This is a genomic window from Hymenobacter sp. (assembly GCF_031398885.1).
Lineage (GTDB): Bacteria > Bacteroidota > Bacteroidia > Cytophagales > Hymenobacteraceae > Hymenobacter.
Genome location: NZ_JANNOD010000104.1, coordinates 21,515 through 43,254, shown reverse-complemented (window position 1 = coordinate 43,254; position 21,740 = coordinate 21,515). Strand labels below are relative to the sequence as shown.

At 63.6% G+C, this 21,740-nt stretch carries 16 protein-coding genes; 1 reads left to right on the top strand and 15 read right to left on the bottom strand.

Features of this window, described 5'->3' with window-relative positions; all coding sequences use genetic code 11:
• The first annotated feature begins 157 nt into the window (after positions 1-157).
• Positions 158-1,648 carry a nicotinate phosphoribosyltransferase gene (locus RMO51_RS19200; protein ID WP_310397456.1) on the top strand — a complete coding sequence of 497 codons (1,491 nt, stop codon included), beginning with the start codon at positions 158-160 and terminating at the stop codon, positions 1,646-1,648.
• A gap of 183 nt (positions 1,649-1,831) precedes the next feature.
• Here the strand turns inward: RMO51_RS19200 and RMO51_RS19195 are convergent, their stop codons facing one another.
• From RMO51_RS19195 to RMO51_RS19125, 15 genes are all read right to left on the bottom strand, one after another.
• Positions 1,832-2,299: a hypothetical protein gene (locus RMO51_RS19195; RefSeq protein ID WP_310397455.1), complete on the bottom strand. Its 468-nt coding sequence runs from the start codon at positions 2,297-2,299 to the stop codon at positions 1,832-1,834.
• Between the two features lie 48 nt (positions 2,300-2,347).
• Positions 2,348-3,523 (bottom strand): AIR synthase-related protein, encoded by a 1,176-nt coding sequence (locus RMO51_RS19190; protein ID WP_310397454.1) that lies wholly within the window; start codon positions 3,521-3,523, stop codon positions 2,348-2,350.
• Between the two features lie 137 nt (positions 3,524-3,660).
• Complete coding sequence (purF, locus tag RMO51_RS19185) at positions 3,661-5,163, bottom strand: amidophosphoribosyltransferase (RefSeq protein WP_310397452.1); 1,503 nt, start codon at positions 5,161-5,163, stop codon at positions 3,661-3,663.
• Positions 5,164-5,268: 105 nt separating this feature from the next.
• Positions 5,269-5,841 (bottom strand): phosphoribosylglycinamide formyltransferase, encoded by a 573-nt coding sequence (gene purN, locus RMO51_RS19180; RefSeq protein WP_310397450.1) that lies wholly within the window; start codon positions 5,839-5,841, stop codon positions 5,269-5,271.
• Between the two features lie 89 nt (positions 5,842-5,930).
• On the bottom strand, positions 5,931-7,220 hold the full coding sequence (gene purD, locus RMO51_RS19175) for a phosphoribosylamine--glycine ligase (RefSeq protein WP_310397448.1): 1,290 nt from the start codon (positions 7,218-7,220) through the stop codon (positions 5,931-5,933).
• Positions 7,217-7,753: an N-acetyltransferase gene (locus RMO51_RS19170; RefSeq protein WP_310397446.1), complete on the bottom strand. Its 537-nt coding sequence runs from the start codon at positions 7,751-7,753 to the stop codon at positions 7,217-7,219. Before RMO51_RS19170 ends, purD begins: the two co-directional genes overlap by 4 nt.
• 32 nt (positions 7,754-7,785) lie before the next feature.
• Complete coding sequence (locus RMO51_RS19165; protein WP_310397444.1) at positions 7,786-9,207, bottom strand: phosphoribosylaminoimidazolesuccinocarboxamide synthase; 1,422 nt, start codon at positions 9,205-9,207, stop codon at positions 7,786-7,788.
• Positions 9,204-10,754, bottom strand: a complete 1,551-nt coding sequence (locus tag RMO51_RS19160; protein ID WP_310397442.1) for a phosphoribosylformylglycinamidine synthase subunit PurQ — start codon at positions 10,752-10,754, stop codon at positions 9,204-9,206. Before RMO51_RS19160 ends, RMO51_RS19165 begins: the two co-directional genes overlap by 4 nt.
• The gene (locus tag RMO51_RS19155; RefSeq protein ID WP_310397440.1) at positions 10,754-13,906 is read right to left on the bottom strand and encodes an AIR synthase-related protein; all 3,153 of its coding nucleotides are present in this window, start codon (positions 13,904-13,906) and stop codon (positions 10,754-10,756) included. The genes RMO51_RS19160 and RMO51_RS19155 overlap by 1 nt, the downstream gene beginning before the upstream one ends.
• A 162-nt stretch (positions 13,907-14,068) precedes the next feature.
• The gene (pyrE, locus tag RMO51_RS19150; protein WP_310397438.1) at positions 14,069-14,695 is read right to left on the bottom strand and encodes an orotate phosphoribosyltransferase; all 627 of its coding nucleotides are present in this window, start codon (positions 14,693-14,695) and stop codon (positions 14,069-14,071) included.
• 52 nt (positions 14,696-14,747) lie between these two features.
• A complete protein-coding gene (gene pyrF / locus RMO51_RS19145) occupies positions 14,748-15,527 on the bottom strand; it encodes an orotidine-5'-phosphate decarboxylase (protein ID WP_310397436.1) in 780 nt (259 codons plus the stop codon).
• A 113-nt stretch (positions 15,528-15,640) separates the two neighbouring features.
• On the bottom strand, positions 15,641-16,480 hold the full coding sequence (locus RMO51_RS19140; protein ID WP_310397433.1) for a hypothetical protein: 840 nt from the start codon (positions 16,478-16,480) through the stop codon (positions 15,641-15,643).
• A 215-nt stretch (positions 16,481-16,695) separates the two neighbouring features.
• A complete protein-coding gene (locus RMO51_RS19135) occupies positions 16,696-17,733 on the bottom strand; it encodes an amino acid--tRNA ligase-related protein (RefSeq protein ID WP_310397431.1) in 1,038 nt (345 codons plus the stop codon).
• Between the two features lie 526 nt (positions 17,734-18,259).
• A complete protein-coding gene (locus RMO51_RS19130) occupies positions 18,260-19,144 on the bottom strand; it encodes a DNA/RNA non-specific endonuclease (RefSeq protein ID WP_310397429.1) in 885 nt (294 codons plus the stop codon).
• 266 nt (positions 19,145-19,410) lie between these two features.
• Entirely contained in the window at positions 19,411-21,492 is a 2,082-nt protein-coding gene (locus tag RMO51_RS19125) for a T9SS type A sorting domain-containing protein (protein WP_310397427.1), read from the bottom strand.
• Positions 21,493-21,740: the final 248 nt, after the last annotated feature.

Sequence of the window (21,740 nt, the reverse complement as noted above, 5' to 3'; positions counted from 1 at the left end):
GGGCACGGCAAAGCGTTGCTGCCGCAGCGGTCGTGATGCGGGCGGTTGGCCGGCGCCGCTTTCTGCCGCTGCATGGGCGAGGCCGGCCCTAGGGGCTTTGGCTCGGCACTCGTTTCCTTTGCGGCGCCAACTGCCCTCCTTGCCGTCACTCCGATTCATGAACTTAGCTCCGCTTTCCGGCCTCTACGCGCCCTCGCTCGCCCTCGTCACCGATTTGTATCAGCTCACCATGGCCTACGGCTACTGGCAGCAGGGCCTGCAGGACCGCGAGGCGGTGTTCCACCTGTACTTCCGCAAGGCGCCGTTCCAGGGCGGCTACGCGGTGGCGGCGGGCCTGGCTTTGGTCGTGGATTTTGTCGAGAACCTGCATTTTTCCGAAGACGACCTCGCCTACCTGGGCGGCCTGCACGGCAGCAAGGGCGGCGTACTTTTTCCACCCGAATTCCTGGAATACCTGCGTCAGCTCAAGTTCACCTGCGACCTCGACGCCGTGGCCGAGGGCACCGTGGTGTTCGGCAACGAGCCGCTGCTGCGGGTGCGCGGGCCGCTGCTGCAGGCCCAGCTGCTGGAAACGGCGCTGCTCACGCTCATCAACTTCCAAACGCTGGTGGCCACCAAGGCCGCCCGCATCCGCGAAGCCGCCGGGCCGGCGGACCAGATTCTGGAGTTCGGCCTGCGCCGGGCCCAGGGCTTCGACGGCGGCCTGGGCGCCAGCCGGGCGGCCTACCTGGGCGGGGCCGACGCCACCAGCAACGTGCTGGCCGGGCAGCGTTACGGCATTCCGGTGCGCGGCACCCACGCCCACAGCTGGGTCATGGCCTTCGAGGATGAAACGCAGGCATTTTCGGCCTACGCCCAAGCGTTTCCCGACGACTCGGTGTTTCTGGTCGACACCTACGACACCCTGGAGGGCGTGCGCCGGGCCATTCACGTGGCCCGCGAGATGCGCGCCCACGGCCACGAGCTGGCCGGCATCCGGCTCGATTCGGGCGACCTGGCCTACCTGAGCCGTGAGGCGCGGGCGGTGCTGGACGAGGCCGGCTTTACGGCAACGCGCATCGTGGCCAGCAACGACCTGGAGGAGAACCTCATCAGCAGCCTCAAGCAGCAGGGCGCCCGCATCGACACCTGGGGCGTGGGCACCCAGCTGGTGACGGCCTACAACCAGGCGGCTCTCGGCGGGGTATACAAGCTGGCCGCCCTGCGCAAGGCCGACGGCTCGGGCTGGGACTTCACCATCAAGCTCTCGGAGCAGGTGGCCAAAACCAGCATTCCGGGCATCCTGCAGGTGCGCCGCTACCTCAACGAGTACGGCAAGCCCCGCGCCGACATGCTCTACAACACCGCCGAGCCCCTCCCCGACCAGCTCACCCTCATCGACCCGGCCGACAACACCCGCCGCCTGGTCATCAAGCCCGAAACCACCTTCCGCGAGCTACTGGAGCCCGTGTTCCGCCAGGGTCAGCGCGTACTCGACCTGCCCACCCTGGCCGAAAGCCGCGCCCACGCCCAGCGCGAAGTGCAAAGCCTGGACCCCAGCATCCGCCGCTTCCTCAACCCCCACGTGTACCCCGTCGGCCTGGAAAAAACCCTCTGCGAGTACCGCACGCAGCTGATTCTGGAGAAGCGGCCGGTGCGCGGGGCGTGAACCCCCGCCGCGTAGTTCGTTAAAATGGTAAAATCCTCACCATTGCTGGCAAGGATTTTTCGACGTACAATTTTACGATTTTATTTTACCGATTTCGTGATTGGGATGTCTTAATTTTTTAGTTAGCCCATGACTGTCAGCTTAGTCTGGCCGGTAGGGTGCCGCCCCGCCAACTGGCGGCGCTCACATTTCCTCTTCCAGACCGCTCAGCACTTCTTGCCAGAACTCGTTTTCCCCGTCTACCTGCGCCCGCAAATAGCTGGCGGCCTGCGCCCGGTCGGGCAAAAGCCGACTCAAATCGGCCAGGAGCCGGGAGAAGGCAGCCAGGCTTTCGGCCACCGGAACCAGCGTCCAGCGTCCGGCCCCGTGCGGGCTGTAGTAAACGGGATATCCAGCCGCCGCCTGGTCTAAATCCACGATGAACGGGTCGGCGAAGTAGCTGGAAGCCACCACGTACCAGCTTTCCTGGAAGTCACCGAACTTGGTGCCCACCAGGGATTCATTTGTGTTGGCATTGTAGCGGTAGCCGGCCTGAAAAAGGTCGAACTGCGCTGGGTTGGCGTAGCGGTCGGGCAGCGGCACCGGCTGCTCAAAGCTTGGGTTTTGGGTTAAAAACTGCTCGATGAGCGGGGGCAGCGGCGGGACAGGCATGGGGGCGGGTTTGAGGTTGGCAGACGAAGGCAGTGAGAAGTAAAATTCTCAAGCATACCGCAACTCCCCCGCACCCACACGTAACGTAACTCCAGCTTCGGCCGTGAGGTGGCCGGCCACTTGCGCATCGTAGCCGCTGGCTTGCAGCGAGGCCACTACGGCTGCGGCGCTGGCTTCTTCGGTCACCAGCAGCATGCCGGTGCCCATGTTCCAGTAGAGGTAGGCGGTTTCGGCGGTGATGTGGCCGATTTCGCAGAGGCGCTGCATGGCCGGCAGGGGCTCGAATAGGTTGTCGAGCACCGCGCCGAGGCCATTCTTGAGCACGCGCTGAAAATTGTCGGCCACCCCGCCGCCGGTGATGTGGGCGATGCCGTGCAGCGGCAGGCCGGCATCGAGCAGGGCCGTGACGCCGGGCGCGTAGATGAGCGAGGGCGCGAGCAGGGCCTCGCCCCAGGTGGTGGGCGCTGCGCGTGCCGCTGCGCTTAATGAGGAATGAGGAATGAGGAATGAGGAATGAGCCGGCGTCCCCAATTCTTCATTCTTCATTCCTAATTCTTCATTAAGCGCAGCGTCATGCCAGTTGTCGCCGAAGACGTTTTGCAGCGTTTTGCGGGCCAGCGAGTAGCCGTTGGAGCGGAACGAGGGCGAGCGCAGGGCCACCACGGCGTGGCCGGCCCGGGCGGTTTCGCCGCTCAGGGGCCGAGCCAGGCTCGGGTGTAGCACGCCTATGGCCGTGGAGCACCAGTTAAAGTTCATCTTGGCGCCCGGCCAGCCGCCGATGCGGTTGCCCAGCTCAGCGATTTCGCCGCCGGTAATGGCGATTTTGGCGAAGTTGGCGGCGTCGTGCAGGCCGCGCATCAGCTGGTCCACCACGTCGTAGTCGAGGTGGTTCACGTCGATGATGTTGGAGAGGTTGGTGGGCACGAAGCCGGCGGCGATGAGGTCGTCGGCCGTCATGGCGATGAGGTCGTAGCCGAGGGTGTCGTACCGGTTCAGGCGCTCGGCCACTTCAATCTTCGTCCCAATGCCGTCGGAGCTGATGCCGAGGCGCTCGGCGCCGAAGCGGATTTCGTTACTGAAGCCGCCGTCGAGGTCCTGGGCGGACTCGCCGGGCCGGCCGGCGCGGTTGGCAAAGGTTTTTTTGGCCCAGCCGTAGGCGTTGCGCGAGGCGGCGTTGCCTGCATCGATGGAGTAGCCGGCGGGGTTGTTTTGGGAGTCGTTCATGGCGGGGGCCTCACCCCCCGGCCCCCTCTCCTTCAGAGAGGGGGAGCCACGGCGGCGCGGGTATTTTGGTATTGGTTACGACAAGTTTCGTTTGGCTCCCCCCTCTCTGAAGGAGAGGGGGCCGGGGGGTGAGGCGCTCAGTGCTCCGTCGGCTCGGGCGCTTTCGCACTCACCGACTGGCCTTTTTTCTCGCCTTTGCCGCCGCGGTGGCTGGCGCGCTCCTCCTGCACGTGGCGCAGGTAGTGGGTGACGTCGCCGGTGGGGTACCGGCCCGAGAAGCAGGCGAAGCAGCTACCGCCGTGGCCTTTGTCTTCGGAAAATAGCTCCTGCAAGTCCTCCAGGTCCTGGTAGATGACGCGGTCGGCTTCGATGTAGCGGCAGATTTCGTCCTCGGTGTAGTTGGCCGCAATCAGCTCGGTGCTCATGGCCATGTCGATGCCGTAGATGCAGGGCGACACGATGGGCGGGGCGCTGGAAATGAAGTAGACCTCGGTGGCGCCGGCCTCGCGCAGCAGGCGCACGATGCGGCGCGAGGTGGTGCCGCGCACAATGCTGTCGTCGACCACGGCCACTTTTTTGCCCTCCACGAACTCGCGGATGGGGTTGAGCTTTTTCTTCACCACGTCCTCGCGCCCGGCCTGGGTGGGCACGATGAACGAGCGGCCCATGTGGTTGTTTTTCACCAGCGCCCGGCGGTAGGGCACGCCGATGGCCTCGGCCAGCCCGGAGGCGGCGAAGTAGCCGCTGCTGGGCACGTCAATCACCATGTCGGGCTGCAGGCCGGCGTCGGCCACCTTGCGGGCCAGGCGCTTGCCCAGGCGCACCCGCTCGCGGGCCACCAGGCGGCCGTGAATTACGGAGTCTTCGCGGGCGAAATAGATTTGCTCGAACGCGCAGAAGTGCTTGGGCAGCTCGTAGGGGTTCTTGTAGTGAACCTGGAAGTTATTATCGATGAAGATGGCCTGGCCGGGCCCGACGTTCTCCACGAACTCAAAATCGAGATAATCGAAACACGTGCTTTCCGACACAAAGGCGTACACCGGGCCATTGGGCGTGTCGCGGCGGCCCAGCACCAGCGGCCGGATGCCCAGCGGGTCGGTGAAAGCCAGCAAGCCGTGGCCGGCAATGATGGTGATGGTGGCATACGCGCCCTCCACGATGGCCTGGGTGGTTTCGACGGCGTCGAAGATGTCGACCACCGAAAGGTGGTTCAGGTCTTTCACGCGCAGCTCCGAGGCGAAGGTGTACATGATGAGCTCCAGGTCGTTGGTGGTTTTGGGCAGCACGTGGTACTGGTCGTGCAGGCGCTTGGCCACGTCGCGGAAGTTGATGACGTTGCCGTTGTGCACCATGGCCAGCCCGAACGGGTAGCTGGTGGTGAAGGGCTGGGCCAGGTCGGAGTCGTTGGCGCCCTGGGTGGTGTAGCGCACGTGGCCGATGCCGGTGTGGCCCCTGAGCTTCTTGATGTGCTTGCGCTTGAATACGTCGTTCACCAGCCCCTGCCCTTTGCACAGGTGGAAGGATTCGTCGAACGTGGCGATGCCGGCGGCGTCCTGCCCGCGGTGTTGCAGCGCGGTGAGGCCGACTATCATGTCCGCCACCACGTTATCGGGACCGTGAAAACCTACTATTCCGCACATATCAGTTTGAATTAAAAATTAGAAATTAAAAATTAAAAATCATCCGTCGTGATGTCCAAACGGCACCCGATAGCAAAAACAAGGGCCATTTTTAATCCATAATTTTTAATTTTTAATTAAGCCCGCAAGGGCGCTAGCGTACAGTTCGTGCTCCACGGCCAGCCCACGCCGCTCTACTTCGGCCAGCGTGTCGGCCCCGCGCAGGTCCACGGTTTGCTGCATCAAAATTGGTCCGGTATCCAGGCCTTCGTCCACGAGATGCACGGTGATTTTGGTTTCCGGCAGCTTGTTTTCAAAAGCCCACTCGTAAGCGTGCAAGCCTTGGTGCTGGTGCGTATCGGCGGGGTGAATGTTGAGGATGCGGCCCGCAAACGGCTGAATGAAGGCCGGCGAGAGGATGCGCATGTAGCCGGCTAGCACCACCAAGTCGGGCCGATAGTGCTGGAGCAACTGCGCAGCTTCGGCATCAAACGTTTCGCGCTGGCGGCCCTGGCTGGGCAATGCGGCCGTGGGGCAACCCAGTGCCGCCGCGGCTTCGAGGCCGGGCGCGTCGGGCTTGTTGCTGAACACCACAACGACTTCGGCAAGGTCTTTCAGCACGCCGGTTTTGGTGGCGTGCACCAAGGCCAGCATGTTGGAGCCGCGGCCGGAGAGCAGGATGGCCAGGCGGGACCTCACCCTCCCGACCTCCCTCTCCCGTGGAGAGGGAGGAGCCGGGCGGTTTTGTTCGGGGGCGGCGGCGTGGGTCATTGCGGGGCTTAATGGCTTCAATTTACAACGCTGGTGGTTAGCACCGGCGCCGGGCGTTGGGCAATGTCAGGTCGGAAGTAGGCGTCCTGGAAAGTGACGTGGGCGCAGGCCTCGTAGGCGCGGGCGGTGGCGGTTTCGAGGTCGGCGCCGTGGGCGGTGAGGACGAGCACCCGGCCGCCGTTGGTGACCAGTTGGCCGGCTTCGTCGCGTCGGGTGGCGCCGTGGTAGGCGCGGGTGTGCGCGGGCAGGCCGTCCAGGCCCGAGATGGGGAAACCGGTGGAAAACTTCGGGGCCGGGTAGCCGCCCGAGGCTAGCACCACGCCCACGAAGGCGCCGGGGCGCTGCCGCACGGTTTGCTTAGCCAGCGTGCCGTCCAGGGTCGCTTCAATCAGGGTGAGCAGGCTGCTGTCGAGGGCCGGCAGCAGCACTTCGGCTTCGGGGTCGCCGAGGCGCACGTTGTACTCCAGCAGCTTGGGGCCGGCGGGCGTGAGCATGATGCCGAAATAGAGGAAGCCGCAGAAGTCGAACTGCTCGTTTTGCAGCCCGCGCAGGGTGGGGTCCACGATGTCGCGGCGCAAAGTGGCCAGCACGTTGTCGTCGGCGAAGGGCACGGGGCAGTAGGCGCCCATGCCGCCGGTGTTGGGGCCCTGGTCGCCGGCCAGCAGCTGCTTGTGGTCCTGCGAGGTGGCCAGGAGCTTGATTTCGCGCCCGTCGGTGAGGCCGATGATGCTGATTTCGGGGCCGGTCAGCTTCTCTTCGAGCAGAAAGGAAAACCAGCCGGTGTAATTCGTTTGCAAGTCGTCCAGCGCCGCCTCCGCTTCGGCCACCGACGCGCACACGTACACGCCTTTGCCGGCGGCCAGGCCGTCGTACTTCACCACCACGTGCCCGCCCAACTCGGCGGCTTTGGCGCGGGCAGCGGCCACGTTATCGCTGCGAAACGGCCAGGCCTGCGCCGTGGCCACGCCGTGGCGCCGCATGAACTCCTTGCTCCACACCTTGGAGCTTTCCAGCCGGGCCGCGGCGCGGGTCGGCCCAAACACCTTGATGTCGGAACCGGCAAAAAAGTCGGTGATGCCCGCCGCCAGCGGCGCCTCCGGGCCCACCACAATCAACTGCGCGCCTTGCTGCTCGGCAAAGGCTTTCACCGCCGCAAAATCCAGCGGGTTCACCTCGGGGTGGCTGTTGGGAATGCCGGCGTTGCCGGGCAGCACGTGCACCGTGGCCCTGTCGCGGGTCAGCTTTTCGGCCAGCGCGTGTTCGCGGGCACCGGAGCCGAGGAGGAGTATGGATGGGGCTTGGGTCACGAGTGGGCTTGCGTTGTGGCGGAAGGGCGCTTGAGCACCATAAATCGTTGGGGTAAATAGCAGCCGTTTACCAGCAGGGAGTTTTCCAAAAAACCGTATTCCGTAAATCCCAGGCTTTGGTAGAGGCGGTTGGCGGCTTCGTTGCCGGCAATCACGCCCAGCGTAATCTGCTCGATGCCGGGCCGGGCAAAAGCAGCCTCCACCGTGGCTTGCACCAGCCGCCGGCCCACCCCCCGGCCGGCGTGGACAGGGCTGACGTACACCTGGTGCAGCTCGCCCCGGTGCCGGGTTTTGGCCCGCGTCTCGGGCACGAATGCGCAGATGCCCACCAACTGTTCGCCGTCGAAAGCGCCCATGAGAAAGGACGGACTGGCTTCGACGGCCAAGTTTGCTTCAAAAGGAAGCTCCGCCAACTGGCTTTGCTCTTCATACGAAGACCCAAAATTATCAGGAAACTCGCGCAGGCAGTTGAGCCGCACACGGCGGTAGGCCAGGCGGTCGGTAGCCTCAAGCTGTCGGATGGCAACACTCACAGTGCAACGGCTGGTTTTGGGCGCGCTAGATTTTATAACACCCGCAGTTCCGCGTCGGCGGCGCGCAGCTTGGCTTTGGTGGCCTTGATTTCCTGGTTCAGGCGCTCGCGCAGGCGCGGCACGTTCAGGGCGCGCAGGGCGGCCTGGGCGGCGTTGTCGGGGCGCACCACCGTGAGGTTGGGCGTGCCGCTGGGCATGATGACCGAGGAGTTCAGGTTCATGGCCAGCTCGGCGTAGTCCTTCCACGGCGGGCACGAAATGACGGGCACGTTCACGTTGGCCGCCAGCGCGCCGCCGAGGCCGTTCGAGAGGCCGGCCACGGCGATGATGACGCCGGGCTCGATGCTGTTGTTCCAGATGTCGGCCATGCCGGCAATTTCCTCGCCGTTTTTGTGAGCCGACGTCACGCGCATCTGCGTGAAGATGCCGTAGCCTTCAAACTGCTGGCGGATTTTCTCGCAATGTTCCTTATCAGCCGGCGAACCCATGACGATGTTCACCCAGGCGTCCTTCACCAAGCCGGCTTGCACGAGGTTGGCCAGCAGGCGGGCGCGGGCGTCCTGGCGGCCCGAGCCGGGCCGGTCGGCGTGGGCTGCGGGCTCGGCGGTGGGCAAGGCCTCGCCGGTGATGCGCTCGTAGATGTCGAGGTAGCGGCGGCTGGCTTCCTGGGCCACTTCCGGGGTGAGGGCGCGCAGGTACTGGCCGTCTTTTTTGTTGGCGATGAGCCACTGGCGGACGTACTCCTTGTCCATCTGCTCGGCCGTTTCGGGGTTGCGGGCGTAGTCCTCGGCCGACCAAAAGCGCGACGAGTCCGGTGTGTGCATCTCGTCGATGAGAATCAGCTGCCCGTTCAGCAAGCCAAACTCGTACTTGGTATCCACCAGAATGATGCCCTTCTCGGCCAGCAGCCGCGAGCCGACGGCAAACAGCATCAGCGACTTCACGGCCATCTGGTCGTACAGCTCCTTGCTCACCCAGCCCTCGCTCACCAGATTGTCGGGCGTGATTTCGCGGTCCGACTCTTCCTTGGTGGTCGGCGTCACGATGGCCTGCGGAAACGGCTGGTTCTTGGTCAGCCCGTCGGGCACCGTCACGCCCGAGAACGTGCGCTGGCCGGCCTGGTAGCCGCGCCACATCGAGCCGGTGAGGTACTGGCGCACAATCATTTCCACCTTGATTGGCTCGGCTTCCTTCACCAGCATGGCGTTGGCGTCCACGAGCTTGATGACGTGATTGGGGATGATGTGCTGGGTCTTGTCGAACCAGAAATTGGCCAGGCCGTTGAGCACCGCGCCCTTGTGCGGAATGGCCGTTTCGAGCACGCTGTCGAAGGCCGAAAGCCGGTCCGTCACGATGATGAGCCGGTCGCCGGAAGGCGCGCGCAGGCTGTCGCGGACTTTGCCGCGGTGCAGAAGGGGAAGTTGGGGGGAAGCGAAGTGGGTGAGCGTGTTCATGCGGGTTGTTCAGCAAGTGCCTCATCCCCCCGGCCCCCCTCTCCTTCGGAGAGGGGGGAGCCTGGAGACTGGGGCGTGGTGGTTGGGGTTGATTTTGGTGTTTTGAGGTGGAGTTCGTGCGTGATGGTGGCTAACACTGCCGCCGGTTGGTTGAGAATTTCGTGGTTGCTGAAGCGCAGGAGACGATACCCCAAAGCTTGCAAGTCGTGGGTTCGGCCTTGGTCGTATTCTGCTTGGCCAGGCTCTTGGTGAATGCCGCCATCGGCCTCGATGATTAGGCCGGCTTCCAGGCAAATAAAATCCACGATGTAATGCTCAATGGCGTGCTGGCGCCGGAACTTATAACCTTCCAGCTTTCGGCCCCGCAACTCCTGCCACAGCTGTTCTTCTGCTTGGGTCGGCTGCTTGCGCATCTGCTGCCCAAACCCCTTCAACTGCCCATGCCAGCTCCGCTTATCAGCCGTTAGATGCAGCGACGATGCCCCACTGCCATACCCAGCCGCAGACTCTTCAACCCTGTCGGCAATGCCCTCCTTGCCATCACCAACATCAGCAGAAGCCTCCAGGCTCCCCCCTCTCTGAAGGAGAGGGGGGCCGGGGGGGTGAAGCATTCGTAACTGCGCCACATGCGCCACAATGTTCCTAAATATCCGCAGCCCCGCCCCCTCCTCAGAAGCAGATGGATTCTGCCGCCGTCGCCGCGCCCAGTCGGGATGGTTGTAGGCCGACAGAAATGCCTCCGGGTGCGGCATCAGGCCGAATACCTGGCCGGTGGGGTCGGTGAGGCCGGCGCAGTTCAGGGCGGCGCCGTTGGGGTTGAAAGGGTACACGTCGGTGCCGTCGCCGGCCGCGTCGATGTAGCTCAGGCAGTTCAGGCCGCCGGCTTCGATGGCGGCGCTGGTGGCGGCGTCGGGCACCACGAGGCGGCCCTCGCCGTGGCGCACGGGCACTTCCAGCGTATCGATGTCTTTGAGGAAAGGCGTACAGGCGTTGGGGTTCACGCGGAGCGTCACCCACCGGTCCTCGTAGCGGCCGCTGGCGTTGTGGGTCAGGGTTACTTCGGGGGTCACGTTGCCGCCCTGGTTGGGCAGCAGCCCCAGCTTCACCAGCACCTGGAAGCCGTTGCAGATGCCGAGCACGAACTTGCCGTCGGCGATGAACTGCCGGATGTCGTCGAGCAGCGTGCGGCCGCCCGGGCCGGTCTGGCGGTAGCGCAGCTTGTTGGCCAACACCACGCCCGAGCCCAGGTCGTCGCCGAAGGAAAAGCCGCCGGGGAAGTTCAGCACGTCGAAGTCGTGAATGCTCACCTGCCCGTGCAGCACTTGGTTGAGGTGCACGATGGTGGCGGTGGCACCGGCCAAATGGTAAGCCGCGGCCACTTCCTCCTCGCAGTTGATGCCGAAGCCCGTCAGAACCAGCGGCCGTACTGAACTAGCTCCCTCCGATACGGCAGCTTGTGCTTCCGGTTGAATGTTATGTACTACCCGGGTGGCATCTTGTACCATCTCAAAGGGCTTTTGGGCCAACGGAAATGAGTCTTGTGCCATTACAGGGAAGTTGAAGGAGAAAGGTTGGCCACGTCGCCCACGCCCAGCAGCTGGTTTACCGGGCCATTGGTCCAGGCGTGGCGCAGCATCGCCGCATCGGCCGAAATAACCGCGCGGCCCCCGTGGCTAACCACCAGGCGCGCCTCATCGGTAACAACACCGAGGCGCGTCGCGCGGCTGCCAAGGAGCTGCTCAAACGCCACCACATCTTCCGGCGCCACCGTGGCCAGGAAGCGGGAATGCGACTCCGAGAACAGCTGCACCGGCAGCGCCAAGCCAGCCTCGGGCAGCGTGATGCTCGCGCCGCAGCTGTAGCCAAAGGTGCATTCAGCCAGCGCCACGGCCAGCCCGCCGTCGCTCAGGTCGTGGCAGGACTGAATCAGGCCTAGCTCGTTGGCCTGGCCCACGAGGGTGTACAGCGCCTTGGCTTTTGCGAAATCAACCTTGGGCACATTGGCACCGAGCTGCCCGTGCAAAGCATAAAACTCGGAGCCGCCCAACTCGTCGTAGGTTTCGCCGAGCAGGTACACCACGTCGTCGGCCTGCTTGAAGTCCGAGGTCACGGCGCGGCGCACGTCCTCCATTTTGGCCGTCATGGAATAAAGCACGGTCGGCGGCACCGAAATCTTCACGCCGTCGGCCTTGAAGTCGTTTTTCATCGAGTCCTTCCCGCTGGTGAGCGGGATGCAGTAGGCGGCCGTGGCGTCGCGCAGGGCCTCGCACATGCGCACTAGCTTGGCCAGTTTCTGCTTACCGTCGGGGTTGCTCACGGGGTCGTACACCGAATCGGGCACGCAGAAATTGTCGTTTACCGACCAAAAAATTCCGTCGCCCGGCGTCAGGTTCGGGAGCTTTCCGCCCACGGCAATAATTTGCCGCACCGCCTCGTCGAACGCGCCGGCCGACATGTGGTAGGCATCCAAATCCCCATAGCGCGGCAGAATGCCGTTGCTCACCGCCACACCTTCCCAACTCTCAAAATTGAAGCGCACCACGGCCGCGTCCTGCGGCGCCTGGCCCGTCGCGCCCATCAGTGGCTTCACAATGGTGCGGCCCTTCACCTCGTGGTCGTACTGGCGAATGATGGACTCGCGCGAGCAGATGTTGAGCGAGCCCAGCAGGCGGGTGAGAGTAGCGGTGTAGTCGGAGGCCTCATCCCCCCGGCCCCCTTCTCCTTCAGAGAAGGGGGAGCCAGACGAAAATGTTCGGGTGCCGTCAGTCTCCCCCTCTCTGAAGGAGAGGGGGCCGGGGGGTGAGGCAATCACCGGCTCCGTCAGCGCTGGCCGCATCCACTCGGCTTCCAGCGCCTTGCGCGGCACCCCATTGTGCAGGAAATCCATGCTGAGCTGCGCCACCGGGGCATCATCAAAACGCACGTCCAGGAAACCGTCCGCGGTGAAGTGGCCGATGTCGGTCAGCTCCACTTCCATTTCCTGGCCCAGGGCCAGCAGCTCGGTCATCTTGCCCGGCTCCACCACCAGCGTGAATCGCTCTTGGGATTCGCTCACAAAAATCTCCCAGGGCCGCAGGCCGGGGTACTTCAGCGGCACCCGCGCCAGCTCCACCACCGCGCCCCCGCTGATGCCGGCTAGCTCGCCCACGGAGGACGAGAGGCCACCCGCGCCGTTGTCGGTGCTGCACTTGAGCAGGCCGCGGCGGGCGGCCAGCAGCAGGAAGTCCATGGCCAGCTTCTGGGTGATGGGCGACCCGATTTGCACGGCCGTGGCGGGCGCAGTTTCGTCCAGCTCGATGCTGGAGAACGTAGCGCCGTGGATGCCGTCTTTTCCCACCCGGCCGCCGGCCATCACGATGCGGTCGCCGGCGTCAATCTTCTTCTCCCAAGAGTCCAGCCCGGCGAATTGCATGGGCATCACCGCACCGGTGCCGCAGTACACCAGCGGCTTGCCCGCGTACCGGTCATCGAACACAATGGCGCCGTTCACCGTCGGCACGCCCGACTTGTTGCCACCGTCCTCAATACCCTTGCGCACGCCTTCCAGGATGCGACGCGGGTGCAGCTGCCCACTCAGCAGCGGCCCGTCGTACTCGGGGTTGCCGAAGCACAGCACGTTGGTGTTGAACAGCAGCCGCGCCCCCCCGATGCCAGTGGCCAGCGGGTCGCGGTTGTTGCCCAAAATGCCCGTGATGGCCCCGCCATACGGATCAATGGCCGAGGGCGAGTTGTGCGTCTCTACCTTCCATACAAACAGCGAGTCGGCGTTGATGCGCACGGCCCCGGCGTTGTCCGAAAACACCTTCACCAGCCAGTCGTTGCCGTTGGCGCGCAACTGGCGGTCCACCTCGGCGGTAGCGTCCTTGATGTAGGTTTTGAAGAGCGAGTCAACCTGTTTCTCCTCGCCCGTTTCCAGGTCTTTGTAGTTGATGAGCGCCAAAAACTCCTTGTGCTTGCAGTGCTCCGACCACGTTTGGGCGATGATTTCCAGCTCGCAATCCGTCGGGTCGGCGGGCAGGCCGGCGGCCTGGCGCTCCGTCTGCGTCTCAGCCGCAGCGAAGTAGTCGCGCACGGCCCGCATCTCCTCCAGGTTCAGTGCGTAGATGTTGTCCTTCGACAATTGCACCAATTCGGCGTCGCTGCGGCCGGTCAGCGAAATAATTTCGGTAATGGCTTCGGCGCCGCCGCCGGGGCGCGGCGTGTAGTCGCGGATGCCGTCGGCCACGCGGCCCACTTCCAGCCAGTTGATGAGCTTATTGCCGAGCAGCTCTTCGGCGATACGGCGCAGGTCAGCTGCGGGCAGGTCGTGTTCGAGCAGGTAGAGGCGCTTGCTGAAAATGTGCTGGGTGTGGGTGTCCAGCGGCTCGTTCAGCAAGTCGGCCAGGGCGTTTTGAGCGGAGGTGCCTTCGTCGTCGGTCACGCCGGGCCGGCGGGCCACGAGGATGTAAGTGGCGAAGCCGGGCACAGCCGTCAGCTCGTTCAGGCGCACGTCGTGCAGCACCGGGTCGGCCAGGCAGCGGGTGGCGAAATCACTCAACTGCGTTTCACTCAGCGGGTAGCGCACCGTATAGAGCGCCGCGCTGCGCACCCGGCCGGTGGCCAGGCCCAGGTGGCGGGCGGCGGCTTCGGCCAGGCGCTGGCCGTCACCGTCGTGCTGGCCGGGTTTTAGGGTAAGCTGGATGGTGTGGGTATCGGTCATTGAAGGATTATGCAACATCACTCAAAACGTCATGCAGAGCGCAGCGAAGCATCTTGCTTGGGGCACCAATCTATGCTGATGGCAACGAGGCGAGCCAGATGCTTCGCTGCGCTCTGCATGACGTTCTATTTCAATTTCTGAATCGACTCAAACACGCACCGCTCAAAATGCTTTTTCCGGCCGGCTGCCGGGTTTCACCACCGGCACACCGGCGGCGCACAACGGGCAGCTTTCCGGGGCAAAGGTCGCTGCCGTCACCGAAAGCAGCGCGAAATGCTGGAAATCCAGCCCGCCTTTGCCGCCGGTGCGGTCAATTAGCGAGGCCACGGCCAGCACTTCCGCGCCCAGCTCGCGCAGCACTCGCGCCACTTCCAGAGTGCTTTTGCCAGTCGTCACCACGTCTTCGGCGATGATGACCCGCTCGCCGGGCGCAATGCTGAAGCCGCGCCGTAGGGCCATCTGGCCGTCGGCGTCGCGCTCCGTGAAAATGCCGGGCACGCCCAGCTGCCGGGCCAGCTCGTAACCAATCACCACGCCGCCCATGGCCGGGCCCACCACCACATCGGCCCGCAAGCCAGCAGCCTGAATCTGAGCGGCCAGCGCGGCGGCGACAGGGGCGGCCAGCTCCGGCCGGCGCAGGTAGCGGGCGCACTGCACGTAGGTGTCCGAGTGCAGGCCCGACGACAACCGGAAGTGCCCGCGCAGCAGCGCGTCCTCCTGCAAGAGCTGCTGCTCCAGCAAGCCGCTTTCAAGTACGTTGGGAGAACTTATTTCGGGAGATGAACTCATTTTCTGCAGAGAATCTAGGATGCAAAAAGCCGCGGTGAGGCGGCTCTTTTAGTCAGGCTTGGGCGGGGCTTGTCACGGTCCGAAATTGGTTGATTTGCTCCATCAGTTCCCGCGCCGCGGCGCCCGCGTCTTCGGCCTGCCACAGTCCCCGCGAGGAATTTATCAGCAGGCCGCTGCCGTCGGCCCGCAGGCCGGCGCGGAGGGTGGCCGACAAGTCGCCGCCTTGCGCGCCGATGCCCGGCACCAGAAACCACTGCTGCGGACAGGCGGCCCGCAGCTTGGCCACGGTTTCGGGCTCCGAAGCCCCTACCACCAAGCCTACGGTCGACTCGGTCATTTCCTCGTCCATGAGCTTGGCCAGACGGGCCGCCCAGTCGCTAATGGAGCCGCCGCGGGTCATGGCGGCGTCCTGCAGGCCGTGCTGGGGTTTGTTGGAAGTTTTCGCCAGCGAAAACACCAGCTTGCCGGGCCGCGCAAACGGCCGGATGGTGTCGTCGCCCATGTAAGGGTTCACCGTCACGCCGTCGGCGCCCACCACGTCGTAAGCGAAGCGGGCGTACTGCTCGGCGGTGTTGGCAATGTCGCCGAATTTGCCGTCCAGAATCACGGGGATGTCGGCCGGGATGCTTTGCACGGTTTGTTGGAGCAGGGCCACTCCGTTTTCACGACTCAGAAAGAAGGCCAGGTTGGGTTTGAAAGCCGCGGCGTAAGCCGCCGTTTCGGCAATTACTTCGCGCAGCCGCTGGGCCACCGCGGCGGCGTCGCCGGTGGGGTCCAGGCCCACGCAGAGCAGGGAATTAGCGGTTTGAACGCGAGTCAGGAGCTTTTGCATCGGGAGATTCGAGTTAAAAGTTAAAAGTGAAGAGTTAAAAGCAGGCGTCCAATTTTAACTCTTCACTTTTAACTTTTAACTCTTAAAAAAAGGAGAACTCATGTGGCTAACGGCTAATAGCTGCTAACCGCCACTTCCGACGCCAGTCGCGCCGAGAGGCCCGGCGAGAGCCACTCGCCGCTGGCCACCTGCACGGCCTGGGCGCCCACCCGCAGGTAGTCTTCCACGTCGCGCAGGGTGAAAATGCCGCCCGTTCCAAAGATGGGCAGGTGCAGTTGCGCGTCGTTGGCCAGCTCCCACACGCAGCGCAGGGCCAGCGGCCGCAACGCCTCGCCCGAGAGGCCGCCCACCAGCGGGGCGGCGCCACGGTCGGTGGGCAGGTGCAGCACCTTCAGGGTGTTGGTGGCGGCCAGGGCCGTAGCCCCGCCCTCCTGCGCGCCCAGAGCCAGGCCCCGGATGTGGTCGGGCCAGGGCGGCAGCTTCACAATCACGGCCGCGTCGGTGCGCAGCTCGGTGCGCACGGCCTCGGTGGCTTCGCGCACGTAGCGGGCCGTCACCTCCGGGCCGGCCCCGGTGTGCGGCGCCGTGATGTACACCTCCAGGCCCGCCAGCTGCTCGCCGGCCTCGCGCTGCAGGTAGCGCGCAATCTTGCGGAAGCCCGGCACGCCCGGCGCCGTGATGCTCACGAACACCGGCACGCCAAAGCGCCGCAGCCGCGGCAGGTGCTCCTGCACCAGCCCCTCGGCGCCCTCAGTGCGCAGGTCGGTGCGGTTGAGCAAGGTTTGGTCGGCCACTTGCAGGATGCCGTCGTCGCCGGGCAGGCCGGCGCGGGGCTCCATGGTTACGGTCTTGGTGAAAATCGCGCCCAACTGCTCGTAGCCGGGCCCGTCGAGGTCCCACGGCGCGGTGGCCAGGCACACCGAATTCTGTAACGTAATGCCGCCGAGTTTCATAGGTCGTATTGTTCTAACGTTCGCCTCACCCCCCGGCCCCCTCTCCGAAAGAGAGGGGGAGCCTGACGACTTGTTTAAAGCTACTACCCTTGCGAGTCAACTCCACTTATCCTTCTCTCTCACCATTCCCCATTAAAAACGACAATAGTGCTAAAAACTAGTTCCCCCTCTCCATCGGAGAGGGGGCTAGGGGGTGAGGCGAACGTCAGAGCGTACTAGATAACGTTCTCGCGGTTAATCAGGAAGGGCACGCAGTCGCGGATGTCCGTCTGGCCGAGGATGAACTGGGCCACGCGGGCCATGCCCACGCCGGCGCCGCTGTGCAGCTTCACGTCGTGCTGCTCGTGGAAGCCGAGGTACCACTCAAAGTCTTCCAGCTTCATGCCCTGGCGGATGAGGCCGGCCAGCATCGAGCTGGTTTCCAGCTTATGACGCAGCTTGGCACCGTCGAACTCGCGCTCGGCCGAACCAGCCGACTCGCCGGACAGCGGCAGCAGCAGGTCGGAGGAATTCACCACGCGGGGGTCCTCGTCGTTGTTGCGCATGTTGAAGAACTTGATGTCGGCCGGGTAGTGGGTGATGAAGATGGGGCCTTCCAGCTCGGTCAGGCGGCCTTCCTCTTCAGCGCCCAGGTCGTCGCCCCACTGCAGGTCGGGGAAGCCGTTGGGCTTCAGCAGCTCAATGGCGTCGGCGTAGGTCATGCGCTTGAAGGTCAGGTCCACCAGGTCCTCGGCCTTGCGGCCGAACAGGGCCAGCTCCTTGGCGCACTTGGCGGCTACTTCGTTGGCCGCCGTGCGCACAATGCCGCTCAGGTGGCCCAGCAGCTCGTCGAGGCCGCCGAGGTGCTCAATTTCGAACAACGTGAACTGCGCCAGGCGGCGGTTGTCGGCGTTCAGCTCCTTGCGGAAGCTCTGGATTTCGCCGCATACGCGGCCGCCGTCGATGGCCTGGGTCAGCATCTCGATGTAGAGCTGGTTGCTCTGGGGCAGGAACATCTTCTTGCCGTCGTACCAGTCCAGCGTGAACAGGGTGTCGGTGTTCTCGCAGGCGCCGGTTACGCCCACGATGTGGGGCATGTTGTGCACGGTCACGAAGCCTTCCTGCTCGCAGTATTTGCGGGCGCCGCGCATCATGGCGTCCCACACTTTAATTACCGCCATGCGCTTGGGGTCGGTGCTCAGGTTGCGGTTGCCGGCGTGGGCCGAGGCGAGGGTGGCGGCGGCCACGTTCGGGGCGAGGGTGTTGGTGTCCATTGTTCTTTAGTTTGGGGGGTTAAAGAGAGGTGAGATTAGGCAAAAAGAACCGAGCCGCCCGGGCATAAAAAAACCGTTTCGAAAACCAAAACGGGGGCGGGGCAACAACCAGAAAAAACGTCAACACCAACGGGGGCCGAGACCTTCCGGTCTCGCTGCGGGGCGTTGGAGAGCGTCCCGCACTTCATCAACTGTTCTTGGGGTTGAAGCACGATGCAAAATTACGGAATGATTACGCCGCGCTATTCATTCGTAATGTTAATTTTTTGTTGAGCATTTTTTTCAACATTTTTTTCCGCTTTCGTTTTCTGCGATTGGAATTAGATAGCCGATATTTCCCCGGCCAAATGGCTGATAATCTTTTTTCAAGCTCGCTGCGTCGCTTGCCGCGCATCTACTCTCATCCGTACCTTTGCTCTTTGTTCCGCAGCAAAAGCCATTTGATTCTCAGCGGTAATTTCCGCAAGAAAAGACCCTTGATACTCACTTGAGTACCAAGGGTCTTTTGCTTATCCGGCAGGGCTGCTTAGTTGGTCGGCCCGTTATCTACGCGGGCTTCGACGGTGCTCTGCACGCTGCTCGCCACGGCCGAGAGCAGGTCAAGGCCGGTGGCCGCCTCAATGGCATTCACCGAGGTGCGGTAGGTGCCCCAGGAGGTGCTCACGCTGTTGGTATTGGGTACGTTCACGGCAATAACACGGGCGGTGCTCACGCGGCTGGCGTCGGACGAACCGTTGGGCATGATGACCATCACGCGCCACACGCGGGCCGGCACCGCGGTGCGGCCGCTGTTGATGGTGGTGGCGTAGCCGTTGTTGCCCGTGCCACCGGTGCCGTACTGGCCCATGATGGTGTACACCTCGTTGCCGGCCCGCACCAGGGTGCGCACGTAGGACTCCATGTTTTCCCAGGTCTGCTGGTTCATGTAAGGGGCCTGAGGAATCATGTTGGTCATGTAGAACGTGGCCGAGTTATCGGCCACGGAGGCGGTGCGGTCGGCGCTGGGGCAGTTATGGCCGCGGTCGAAGCCCGAGCCGCTGTAGGCCGTGGAGCCCACGCGGTACCAACCCGAAGGCAGCGCAGGGTCGCTGCGGAAGTCGTTCTGGCGCGGCGTGGTGCCCAGCCAAGAGGTGCTCGTGTGCCAGCTCACCCAGTTCGGAATGCCGCGGTCGCGGTGGTAAGAGGCGGCGTATTGGGTTTTAGAGAGCAGGTAGTTGGTGGGATAGGCCGCGTTGGCAGTGGCACCGCTGGGGTTGCCCAGGGCCAGGTGGCTGTCGCGGGTGGCAGTAGCATCTTGCGTCACTTCGGCGGCTACCGGGGCGGCAGGGCCGTTTTGGTCGTCTTTCGAACAAGACACGGCCAACAGGGTGAGCAGCGCCAAGCTGGCAGTGCGGGTAAGGGTGAGCTTCATAAAAAATTGTGGAGGTGGGGACTGAGGAATGCGTCCGCAAAAGTCCAGTACCGGAATTGCCACAACAACACCATTACATTACCACTGAATTACCAATATTTTGTGCATTTAAAGCTCATAAACCATGCCTGCGCGCCTCAATGCTAATTGCGTGCAGTTGCCTCCGTCTGCAACGGGCCCCATCGGCTTAAGCCCAGAATATTGCCTCAACAACAGAAACCCCGCTGACAATGCCAGCGGGGCTTTTTTGCAGAAAGAAGATGCGGCTAGCGGCCCCCGACCACCAGCCTCTGAGTGGCCAGCTGCTGGCCAGTAGCGTTGCGCAGCACCACGTGGTAAAGGCCGGGGGCCAACGTGGGCAGCGTGAGGAGAGCCGCCGCCGTCAGGGGCAGCTGGCTCACCAATTGGCCCAATTGCGAGTACGTCTGCACCGTGCCGCCGTTTGCGGGCAGGTTGAGGCAGCGCACCATCACGGCCTGGGCCTCGGCTGCGGGGTTCGGATATACTTCTATTTGCGGAGCAGCAACGGCAAGCTTGGCAATGGCAACGGCAGCCACTGGTGAGAACGCCTCCTTGCCATCCACGTCCACCTGCCGCAAGCGGTAGTAGAGCACCGCCACGCCCTGGGTGCCGGCCTCCGCGTCGCGGAACCGGTAGTTCTGGGAGTTGCTGGTACTACCCGCGGCAGCAATCCGGCCCACCGAGCGAAAGGCAGCGTCCCCGCCGGTGGAGCGCTCCACCACGAAATGGCTGCTGTTCTTCTCCGAAGCGGTGGCCCAGGTCAGCTCGCTGGCGCCATTGGCCCAGCGGCCCGCGAAGGCCACCAGCTCCACGGGCAGCGGGGTAATGACCGAAGGCAAACCACCCGTGCGGTCGTCGGCGAAAGCGAAGTGGATGGGGATGTTGTTGAACGCCGCCGCCCCCGACGCCGCGGTCAGCTGCACGGATGTGAACGGCCGGGTGGTGAGGAAGGAAAGCTCCTGGCGGCCATCCGGCAGCAGGTTGAGCGCGAGCGCCGAGTTGCCCGATGCGCTTTCCAGCACGTTGCCAAACTCGTCGTAGGTGGTAATCGTGAGTTGGTCAAGCACCCGGGCATCAAGCAGGCTCCGGCCGTCGCCGATGACCATGCCGGCCCGGTTGCCGGCCATGCCCACGCCGTTCAGATTCAGCTTCAGCTCGACGTTGGGCAAAGCGCCGACGGGGACGTTCAGCACCGCAAAAGTATTGGGGTCCTTGTCGGCCGCGCCCTGCGGATTGGTGACGCCGCAGGGGTTGCCCAAGGATAGGCACAGCGCGGAGTTATTGTCTACTTTGAACTGGTCGACGGGCTGGTTGGGGGCAAAGTCCGACAGCACCTGGGTCGTGCCCAGGAACGCCCGCGGTTCCACCCCGAATCCGTAGAAGAGCTTCAGGTCGTCGAGCACGGTCACGAGGCCTATCCGCTCGATGCGCACCTCGTCGAAGGGCAGCGTGGTGGGGAAGCTCACCTGCGACTTGCCATCGGGCAGCACGCGCAGCTCCAGTACGCCCGCCCCGGTGGCCGACTCGCCGGTGGCCACGCCGTTGCGGAAGGTGCTCACCCGCAAGCCCGACAGCACGCTGGCGTCGAGCAGCTGGTCGTCGCCAATCACGAACCCGGCGTAGTAGCCGCCCGGGGCGGGCCGGCCGCCTTCCAACTTGACGGACAGCGCCGCCGGGCACGACACCGTGGCCAAGTTGTTGAACCGGGCAAAATTGGTGAGGTCGTTATCTACAGCATTCTCGGGGTTCTGAATGCCAGCATTAACACACGCGCTCACCACACCCGCATTGGACGTGCCCGCGCCGTAATAAGGCGCGAGGTCTGCGCCAGCGCCGGCAAACCGCGACAGCACCCCCCGGGCCTGGGGCTGAATCAGCGACGGCACCGCGTAGGCATAGTGCACCTGGATTTTATAAGATACCATGAGCACCCCGTCCACCTCAATCTGGATGCTGTTGAAAGGCCGGCTGGCCACAAACTCCACTTGGGTGGGGCGGCCCTCGCCCTCCAGCAAGTCCTTGGCTACTTCCGCCGACACGGTTTGCGTTTCTTGTTGCACGCCGCCGTTGTAGGTAACCAGCCGTATGGCCCCCAGCGCGTTGAAATTTGCTAAATTCCGATTGGTAACGGGGCTGCTCACCAACATGCCCGCCCGGTAGCCGGCCACCCCGCCCGAGCCGCCCAGGCCCAGCCGCAGCGTTTCGGTACTACCGATGCCAATGGCCGAGTTGATAATGGCGAAGTCGTTGAGGTTGACGTCGGCTGCTCGCTCAGGAAACTGGACGCCGAACTCTCGAATAACAGTTCCTATGCCGATAATAGTCAAGGTCGTGGAACTGTACGAGCGGAAATTAGAAAATACCCCGGTGTTTGAGTAGCTTGGGGCGGCGGCCAGTGCAGTTGAACTCAGCGACAATAAAATGGCCACTACTAGCCAAGCCCGAATCCGAGCATATGAAACGACAGATGGAGTAAAGGCTTGCATGATAAATAATTGAAAAATATTTTAAGTCATTGGCACAGTGCCACATCATACATGCAATTCCATGTCCATGCTGGCACGGGTCTTTCCCT